The organism is Desulfosoma sp., from assembly GCF_052743555.1.
Map to the genome: position 1 here is coordinate 64,864 of NZ_JBRAHS010000006.1, position 9,243 is coordinate 74,106.

Genomic DNA, 9,243 nt, shown 5'->3' on the forward strand with positions numbered 1-9,243 from the left:
CGCTGACGGGCGGATCGCTGGGGAGCCGGTCCATTGACGGTGCATCGGTCGAGCGAACCCCTGGCATTGAGGGGTGGCGCTTCTGCGTTTGTGGGGATATGTGGACCGTGAGAACTGGGTTCCTCCGGTGCCGCCCGTACGGGCTGGTCTGAACCCTCATGTAGCGCATTTTTGGATGCGATCCGTGGAGCGTGGCCGAAAACATCTTGCTCGCGGAGGAGCACCGCAAGCCGCGGTCCGAAGCTAAGTCTCAGGGGGGGGCAGTCTATAGCCTGCGAAGCATTTAAGATTCCTATGAGGGTACGGATAATGCCGTGGAAGAGTTGGCGGCATCCATTTTCCGTGAGAGATTTCCGCAGACGCGGGAATGACGGCAACGAGACTTAAAATCTCAGGCGAAAGGGCTCTCATAAAAGAAAATGGCGGAAACCGTGCAAAAGAAACCTATCGGTCAGCTTCTTAAAGAAAAGGGCTATCTTGATGATGAGCAAATCGACTTTGCCCTGAAGGAGCAAAAGGCTACGGGGGAGCGGTTGGGTGAAGTCCTGACGCGGTTGGGGATTGTCACCGAGTTTGAAATGGCACAGGTGCTTGCGGACCAGGCCGGTCTTCCGTTCTGGGACCCTCGAGGGGTGGTCCCCGAACCTCGAGCGCTGCTCAAAGTTCCACCAGGATTTGCCCGGGACCGCACCGTTCTGCCTTTTAAGCTGAGCGACGGCATGTTGCATGTGGCCGTGGGCGATCCCATGGATCGGGGCGTTCAGGACGGGTTGGCCTCTTTTGTGGGGTCTCGATATAAAGCCTACGTGGGACCTACGGCCGAAATCCGCAAAACGGCAGCGAGACATTATCACTTTCTCCAAAACCCTCCCGAACAAAACGTACAAAATCTTCAAAGCCGTCTGGCCTCCAATCCCAATGCCGCCATTCCCATGGAGGATCTCTGGACGGATCTCCTGAACTACGCCATCCTGAATCGGGCCACCGACGTTCACCTGTCCCCGACGGATCGAACGACGCGATTTTTTGTCCGCGTTGACGGACTCCTGGATCTGGCCTTTGTGTTTCCCTCGTCCGTGCACCAACGCTTGGTGAGTTCCCTCAAGGCACGAGCCGGCATGGACATCAGTGAACAGAGGCTTCCTCAGGACGGTCGCTGGCGCTTTGAGTTCATGGGGGAAAATTACGATCTGCGAATTTCCACGGTCCGGACCCCTTTCGGTGAAAACTTGGTCATTCGCTTGCTGCCCACGCAGGCCCTAGTGTTTCCCCTGGCATCTCTAGGGTTCAGCCTCGAAGAGGTTCGAGCCATGGAAGCGCTTTTTCGAAAACCCTACGGCATGGTGCTCATTTCCGGCCCGACAGGAAGCGGCAAAACCACTACCCTTTACAGCACCCTGCGCATGCTCAATGTCATTCACCTCAATGTGCTCACGGCCGAAGACCCCGTGGAATACCGTTTCCCACTCATTCGGCAGACCCAGGTGGCCGAAGAGATTGGCTATGATTTTGCCGATGCCGTGCGGCATTTTCTACGCCAAGACCCTGATGTCATTCTCATTGGTGAAATCCGGGACGAAAAAACAGCGGGCATGGCCCTTCGAGCCGCCATGACGGGCCATTTGGTGCTGTCCACCGTGCATGCCAACAATGCCCCGGCCGTGATCGCTCGCCTTCGGGACATGAACGTTTCCTCGGACCTTTTGGCGGCAACGCTTCTGGGTGCGACGGCCCAGCGGCTTGTGCGCAAAATCTGTCCCTATTGCCAGGCATCTTACCGGCCCGACGCCGAAATTTTGGCCCGTTACGGGCTTGCCGCGGACCGGGAGTATCTTTACGGGACGGGCTGCGCGACCTGTCGAGGTCGAGGTTATTTGGGACGGACGGCCGTCACGGAGATCCTTCAAGTCTCCGATGCGTGTCGCGCCATCATTGCCGAAGGAAAATCTTTCGCCGAATTCTTAAACCTTCTGTCAAAGGAAGGGTTTCAGAGCATGCGCCACAGTGCAGCGCGAAAAATTGCCGCTGGGGAAACCACGGTGGAAGAGGCGGAAAGGGTTCTGGGCTGATGCCGGTTTTTGTCTATAAAGCCTTAGATATTCAAACGGGTCGAAGCATTGAGGATCGCGGGGAATTCCGGGACCTCAGGCACCTGTATTTATTTCTTCGAGCCAGCAACTGCGTTCTTGTACGTTACCACGAACGCCAAGAGAGGGCAAGGAAGCTTTTTGCCAAAGTCCGCAGGCTGGAACTGGCCGAATGGTGCCGCAATCTGTCTTTCCTGTTGGCTGCCGGCGTGCCCATTGTGCAGGCCTTGGAGGATCTGCGTCGAGGCACGGGGAATACTTTGCTCAAAGACGCTCTCAGGGGTGTGCTGGCCTTGCTTCAGGAAGGGTATTCCTTTGCGGAAAGCCTCAAGAAATATCCAAAGGTTTTTCCACCGGTTCTGTGCAGTTTGGCCGGCATCGGCGAGGAGACAGGCCGCTTGGACCGAACCCTGGAAGATGCCGCTGTGCATTTCACTCGAGTGGACGACCTCATTTCCCAAACCAAAAGAGCTCTGTGGTATCCCTGTTTCATCGTGGCGGCCATGATGGTGGCTTTGGGCGTGTGGTTTGTCTACGTGCTTCCCAAGGTCTTCACCATGTTCACAGACATGCACTTGAGCCTTCCTTTGCCGACCCGGATTCTCATGAAGGCGGCAGACACCGTGCAGCGATATTGGCTGGCGTTGCCCGCCTTGGCGCTTCTCCTCATAGGCCTCTGGATTTTTTCTCGAAAATCTGAAAAGCTTAGAGTCCTTCTGGAGCGGGGGCTGTTACGGGTCCCCATTGTGGGCCGCGCCTGGCGATTGTCCATTGTGGCTTTCTTTTTTGAGTATATGAGTCTTCTTTTGGGTTCAGGATTGGATGTGCTGCGAAGCTTGGATCTGCTGCGTCGCAGTGTGCCCAGCCAGAGGCTGAAAGTTCTCGTGCCTGTGGTGGAAAAATCCATCGGCCAAGGGGCGTCTCTGGCCGAGTCGTGCGAGGCGGCGGGGTTTTTCAACCTGATGGAACTGCGGATGATCCGAACCGGCGAAGAATCGGGCAGGCTGGTGGATCAACTGAAATTGCTGGGTTCTTTTTATTACAAGCAGCTGATCACCTTTGTGGAAACCTTGCCGAAAGTGTTGGAACCCGTTCTTTTGAGTGTCGCCGGCGTGGTGTTTTTGGGCATCGTGTTGGCTTTATTGGGACCCATTTATGAACTGATCGGGGCCATAGGAAAGATGCGATGACCGTACCCGATTACCTGCAGTTTTTCGGCTTTCAGGACTACCCTTTTCGGTTGACGCCCGACACGCGGTACTTTTTCCCGTCTTCGAGACACAAGGCGGTGCTGGAAACGATCCGTTACGGACTGGCTCGAGGCGAAGGGTTCTTGGTCCTTGTGGGTGATCCCGGCATCGGCAAGACTATGCTGTTGCGCATCCTGCTCAAGGAGCTTACCGAGGAGCGTTACCGAACCGCACTGATCATGACCCCGGCCCTGGAGCCCAAGGAACTTCTGCAGGCGATTCTGGAAGACATCCAGTTGCCTTTTGAGGCGTCCGACAGCAAAGAAAGGCTGCTGCGCACATTTCAGCGATTTCTGCTTCGAGAGGCCTCCCGGGGTAGGCAATTCGTCCTGGTGGTGGACGAAGCCCAGAATCTTCCTGCAGAAAGCCTCGAGGAAATTCGACTGCTTTCCAATTTGGAGACGGAAGACAAGAAGCTCATTCAGATTCTTTTGGTCGGCCAGTCGTCCTTGGAAGAAAAACTGAAAATGCCGGAACTGCGCCAACTCAAGCAGCGCATCAGCCTGTGGGAGCGGCTGGAGCCGCTCTCACCGGATGAGGTTTCATGGTACACCCAGTATCGTATGGCTCGAGCCGGCGGGGCGTCGATTCCATTCGATAAAGGGGCGGAAAAGCTTTTGTGCGATGCCAGCGGACACGTCCCCAGGCTGATCAACAAAATCATGGATCGGGCCTTGTTGGTGGCCGCCTCCCGGCTGGAACGCCACATCAGTGCGGAAATCCTTCGAGAGGCTTTGAAAACCCTTGGACCGACCTTGGAAGCTTCGATGCCGTCGGCAGGCCCACGAGTTTCATGGCTTTGGCGGGGGCTTTTGGCCATGGCGGCCGGCTTGGCGGCCGTGGGTGTGTGGTGGGCGTTGGGGAGGCGGCTGTAATGCGGACCGTGGTCGTGCGGTTTGTTGAAGAATCTTTTCGAGCCGTCACGGTGCGTTCCCGGGGCAAAGTCGTGCTGGACTGGAGCGAGGGGCCAAGCGATTTTTCCGATCTTTCCCGCGCGCGAACAGTGGTCCTTTGGGATGCGCCGGCGATACATTTTATGCGGGAGCAGGTTTTTCGGGGACCTGGGGAGGTCCTTGCTTTGCAGATTCAGGAAAAAGTGGAGCGCACAGGTTTCTTTCGCTCTCCTCCTTCCGTCTTTTACCACGTGGAGCGTGAGGAGGGTAACACGGCTCAGGTTGTCATTGCAGCCGTGGAACGGACGCATCTGGATGTTCGGCTGGAGAGCCTGTGGCGTCATGGAGCTTGCGTTCAGGCCGTGGTTCACCCCGCCTTGGCGGTGGCTTTTCTGGCGGCTCAAAGTTTTCCGGAACGGACCTTGACCGTATGGGTCGAAGAACAGGGCTTTTACCTGACGGTCACGGAAGGCGGTCACATCCTGTCCCTGCGTTTCGTGGCCTTTGATAACCTCACCGGTCCTGTAGAAAGTTTGGTGCGTGAGGAAACCGCTTTTACTCGGGATCAATACGATCGCGCCGGCGGACCTGGCATTTCCAGGGTTTTAGCGTGCGGGCCTTTGCGCCGTTTGTTGGATCCCTCGGAGGCTTTGTGGGCTTCGAGAGACATGTCCGATGCGGTGCAAAAGGCGGCGATGGAACATCCGGAGTGGTTCGGCGCCCTATGTGTGCCGGCGGCTTTTAACATGCTTCCCGAACGGGTTCAGGCGTGGAATCGGCACATGCCGTGGGCCATGCGTGCGGCAGCGGCTCTTCTTGTGCTGTCTCTGGGCCAGGCTGGGTTGTGGGGCTATTGGAAGCATCAGGCCCGAGCGTTGGAAAATCAGGCTCGGGCTGTTGGAACCCAGGTGGCTTATCGAGCCGATGTTGCACAAAAAGCCATTCCCTGGAATCGAATGGCTGTTCTGCAAGAATACCGGCGGGTTTCGGAAACCTTTGAGCGGGAACCGCGCATGGACGCCTGGATGGTGTGGCTCAGCGAGGTGATGCCCAAGAATTTTCGAGTCGTGCGCTGTGCCTTGTCCAAAGGAGGGGAAGGCGCTCGCGTGGGTGGGGCGGTTTCGACGCGGCCCATTCGGCGGGCTGAAAGGCCTGCCGAAACCGCTCAGGCTCCGGTGCTTTCCCTGGAAGTCAAAGGGAATGCGGGAATTGCTGAAGCGCACCGGGCGTTCGGGGCGTTGCTGGCCGTCTTGAAGGAACGGAAAAGCGAGGTTTTCAGCCGATTTGACTATGACGAAAAGTCGAGTCAGGCCGTTTTTTCTTTTGAAATGAGGCTCTAAGGCGGGCGAAAAGACGCGGAGGGTGCATGAAGGAATCGGTTTTCCTGAGGGGCCATCTGACGACTCTTGTGCTCTTCTGGGGGGCGGCGGTGCTTTTCGGCATCACGCTGGCTCTGATGGTCGTGGAGCAGACCCGCTACTGCCATGCCCAGGAACAGTGGCGGGCTGTTCAAGCGGAGGAAGAAAAAGTCCGCCGTTTGGAGACCTTTGCGGCCTCTTTGGCTCACATCGACCCCATGCTATTCACCCTGGCGCCTCCTCGCGAAGCCGTCATCCAGGAAAAAATCGCGCTGGAACCCTTTGATGCCTTCGTGGAAAAGCTTGCCCGCATCTATACGGATCAAGGGTTCTTTTTCGTGGAATCGTTTGTGCTGGAGACCTGCGACGAGGACTCAAAGGCGGCCCCGTTGAACACGGGCGCCGAATGCCGTCCCTACGCGGAAGTGCGGGGCAGAAAGGTGTATTTTGCACCGTGAAAGTCGCCGATAGATTCCGCCCTTGGTTTTTCTTGTGGCTCCCGTGGTGCCTCCTGCTCGTGGCGGCTGCCGTGGGCGTGTGTCACCTGCCGGAGCCTTTCAAGGAACCGCCGCCGCGGTGGGTGACGCGGGAGGTTCCGCAGGACCTCACGTTCTTGAGGAAAACGGCTCCAGAGCAGAAGGTGCGGGCCGTTGGGAATGCCGACGCATTTTTGAGACCACGGCCCGGGACGGTCGAAGGGGAAGAAGCGCCGAAGCCCTTGGAAGCACCCATGCGCCAAGGCGTGACGGTGCGGGTTTCCGGGGTGGTCATCGGGTCTCGAGTGCGTTCCGGAATCATCAATGGCGTGCCCTACGCGGAAGGCGACATGGTGCCTGAAGCAGGGCGTGTGGAAAGCATTCAACATCGGGGGGTGACGATTGTCGGGGAAAACGGACAAAGGGTTTTTGTCGGCGTTGGGCAAAGGGTGGACACTTAATATTCTTTACCTCATGGCTTTGATGGTCATGGCGGGGTGCGCCTCTTCCGGCATGGACAAGAAAGCCGAACCCAGTCGATCTTTGCCGGGGGTGACCAAATCCGCACCACCCAGTGACGGCGCCGGCGCCTACAAGCCCGTTTTCAAGGAAATTTCCCCTCTGGACGCTCGAAAAGTCACCTTGTCCTTCGTCCAGGAAGATTTCCACACGATTTTTTTGCTCCTGGCCCAGGAAGCCGGCTTGCATCTCGTGATGGACAAAGAGGTTCAAGAAGTGATACCGGCTGAGACCCGTTTCGTGACCATATCCTTTAAACAAGTCAGCCTGCGCCGGGCTCTGGACGCTTTGGCGGACATGGTGGGCGTCACCTATCGCGTCGACAAGGGCGTGCTTCGCGTGCAGGCATTTGAAGAAAAGGTGTTCAACCTGAGCTTTATTCTGACGGCGCGTGGATCCCGCTTCACATTGGGCGGTGACGTACTGGGCGGTGTTTCCGAAGGAGGGCAAGGCGGCGGTGCCGGCGCCGGAGGAGGTTTGCAAACCGTCACCAGCCCGCTCAAAGGACTTTTGGAGTTGGAAGGGGAATCCGCCAAAGATGACGGGGATCTTTATCAATTCTTGGATCACGCTCTGGGTGAAAGTCTTCTATCGCCTCAAGGAAAGTATGCCCTGGATCGGTTCACCGGTACTCTTCTGGTGCGCGACTTTCCGGCCAACGTGCGCCGTGTGGAAAACCTGGTGGAAAACCTCAGAAAGCGCTACGAAAACCAGGTGACCATCGAAGCACGCATCGTTGAAGTGGAACTTTCAAGAAGCCATGAATTCGGTGTGGAATGGCAGGCCGTGCTCCAAGAAGGTCTGGGCGGTCCGGACTGGAAGGCGGTCACCAAATATATGTACGGGCCGCAAGCGACGGACAAGACGTTCGTGATGCAGCTTTCCGCCGGAAATTATCTGGATGCGATCCTGAAAACCATCGAAACGTATGGAAACGTCAATGTGATTTCCAACCCTAGAATTCGTGTCATGCATGGGCAACCAGCGGTCATCACCGTGGGGACGTCCATTGCCTACATAAAGTCCATATCCCGCAGCGAAAACGCCTACCTTAGTCAGACCACCACCACGACGACCGTGGAAACATCGTCCGTCTTTGATGGGTTGACTTTCGGCGTGACCCCTTATGTACAGCCCAACGGGGATGTGCTGCTGAGTATCGTTCCCATCAAAAGCGACGTCGTAGCCCTGAACAAAGAACAGGTGGAAAACAACACGGTGACTCTACCGATTGTCAATCTGCGGAGCAGCACGACCGTGGTCAAACTGAAACCGGATGATGTGGTCATTTTGGCGGGGATTCTTTTGGACCGAAGCAAAAAGGACCGATCGCAAGTGCCTGTCTTGGGATCCTTGCCGGTGGTTGGGTCGCTCTTTGGCAGTGAGCGAGGAGAATCCAAGAAGGTGGAAATGATCATCTTCCTTGAAGCCCGGCTGATGTGATGAGTGAACTTTACCATCATTTGGAAAGACTTCAGGGAAGACCCCAGCAGATTATCGACCAAGGGGTTCCCTTTCCCATGGCAACCCAGGGAGTCGCCGCCTCACACGAGGCGAGGCGCTCCAGACGGCTGCTCTTGGCGATTCCCTTAGGGGCCCTGATTTTAGGTTTCATGACCGTTGCCGCTGTGGTGATGGTGAAGCCGCATTTCCGCGAGGCGCCGAGGCCGAGGTCGGAAATGACGGCGAGGGCTTTAAGCAACGAGCGGCACAGCGTTCCCGAAATGCCCGCACATCAAGAAGCCTCTTTACCACCATCGAACCTTGAAGCACCAGGAAAGGCGACGGAAGAAGCGGAAAAGGGTGGGAAAGACGAGCCGGCGTTGAAAACCATGACGACCAGTGTTGACGGCCCTCGTGAAGACGCCGCACCCGCCATGGACAGACCCCAACCGACAAGCGCATTGCCTGGGCCGCACACAGCGGCTGCGGCGAAAGCAACGAAACTTTCCGTACCCGACGGTGAGCCAAAGGAAATGGCCCACGACGAGCAGGAAAAGACCGTTGCGCCTCAAGAAAGCCAGCCTGAGCCCAGCTTCAAGCGGTCAGCCGCCCACGTCCCCGACCCGGAAAGCGGGAGTGTGTCAATGCACCATTCGGCGGGTTGGAAACGCGCCGTTTCCCGGGAGAAACCCCCAGCGCCCGCTGCGGAACAAGCGACGAAAAAGAAATCCTCGGGGAACGAGGCCGGCGAAGTTTTCCGCCAGGTGCTGGTCATTGCGGAAGAGGCCCGCCGCAAGGGGCAATGGGAAGAGGCCGAGAGGGGTTACCGCGAATACGTGGCGCAAAAAAAGGATCCCGATGTGCTCAACAACTTGGGAGCGGTCCTTTTGGCTCAAGGCCGGTTTGCCGAGGCGGAACAGGTTTTGTTGCAGGCCCGCGATCGGTCTCGGGATCCCGACATCGCAGCCAATTTGGCTGCCGCCTACTGGTTTCAGGGAAAAAAAGAGGCGGCCTGCCGCCTGGTCTTTTCTTTTGAGAAAGAGGGCTACACGGCTTTGACTGAGCGCAACTTGGGGTTCCAACTGGAACAATGCGAAGGCGTTCGTCATATCCTACCATAGGCATCAGAATTTTCTTCAAGAACCAAAGACTTTCTGCCGATGTAAAAAGGCAGCCGGTGCCTCCAAGTGGAGGGGCACTGTGGTGTGTTATCTAAA

At 57.0% G+C, this 9,243-nt stretch carries 8 protein-coding genes; all 8 read left to right on the forward strand.

Annotation, left to right across the window (positions count from 1 at the left end):
• Positions 1-431: 431 nt before the first annotated feature.
• Genes ACUVSA_RS05265 through ACUVSA_RS05300 form a run of 8 tightly spaced genes read left to right on the forward strand, consistent with a single transcriptional unit; the run spans position 432 to position 9,147 of the window.
• Positions 432-2,069, forward strand: coding sequence for a GspE/PulE family protein (locus tag ACUVSA_RS05265; RefSeq protein ID WP_445894043.1), 1,638 nt, complete (start codon positions 432-434; stop codon positions 2,067-2,069).
• On the forward strand, positions 2,069-3,277 hold the full coding sequence (locus ACUVSA_RS05270; RefSeq protein ID WP_445894044.1) for a type II secretion system F family protein: 1,209 nt from the start codon (positions 2,069-2,071) through the stop codon (positions 3,275-3,277). The genes ACUVSA_RS05265 and ACUVSA_RS05270 overlap by 1 nt, the downstream gene beginning before the upstream one ends.
• Positions 3,274-4,212 (forward strand): ExeA family protein, encoded by a 939-nt coding sequence (locus tag ACUVSA_RS05275; protein WP_445892496.1) that lies wholly within the window; start codon positions 3,274-3,276, stop codon positions 4,210-4,212. The genes ACUVSA_RS05270 and ACUVSA_RS05275 overlap by 4 nt, the downstream gene beginning before the upstream one ends.
• Positions 4,212-5,570 carry a hypothetical protein gene (locus tag ACUVSA_RS05280; RefSeq protein ID WP_445894045.1) on the forward strand — a complete coding sequence of 453 codons (1,359 nt, stop codon included), beginning with the start codon at positions 4,212-4,214 and terminating at the stop codon, positions 5,568-5,570. The genes ACUVSA_RS05275 and ACUVSA_RS05280 overlap by 1 nt, the downstream gene beginning before the upstream one ends.
• A gap of 26 nt (positions 5,571-5,596) precedes the next feature.
• The gene (locus ACUVSA_RS05285) at positions 5,597-6,046 is read left to right on the forward strand and encodes a hypothetical protein (RefSeq protein ID WP_445894046.1); all 450 of its coding nucleotides are present in this window, start codon (positions 5,597-5,599) and stop codon (positions 6,044-6,046) included.
• Positions 6,043-6,525, forward strand: coding sequence for a hypothetical protein (locus ACUVSA_RS05290; RefSeq protein WP_445894047.1), 483 nt, complete (start codon positions 6,043-6,045; stop codon positions 6,523-6,525). Before ACUVSA_RS05285 ends, ACUVSA_RS05290 begins: the two co-directional genes overlap by 4 nt.
• Entirely contained in the window at positions 6,467-8,026 is a 1,560-nt protein-coding gene (locus ACUVSA_RS05295; RefSeq protein ID WP_445894048.1) for a type II secretion system protein GspD, read from the forward strand. Before ACUVSA_RS05290 ends, ACUVSA_RS05295 begins: the two co-directional genes overlap by 59 nt.
• Positions 8,026-9,147 carry a tetratricopeptide repeat protein gene (locus tag ACUVSA_RS05300; RefSeq protein WP_445894049.1) on the forward strand — a complete coding sequence of 374 codons (1,122 nt, stop codon included), beginning with the start codon at positions 8,026-8,028 and terminating at the stop codon, positions 9,145-9,147. The genes ACUVSA_RS05295 and ACUVSA_RS05300 overlap by 1 nt, the downstream gene beginning before the upstream one ends.
• Positions 9,148-9,243: the final 96 nt, after the last annotated feature.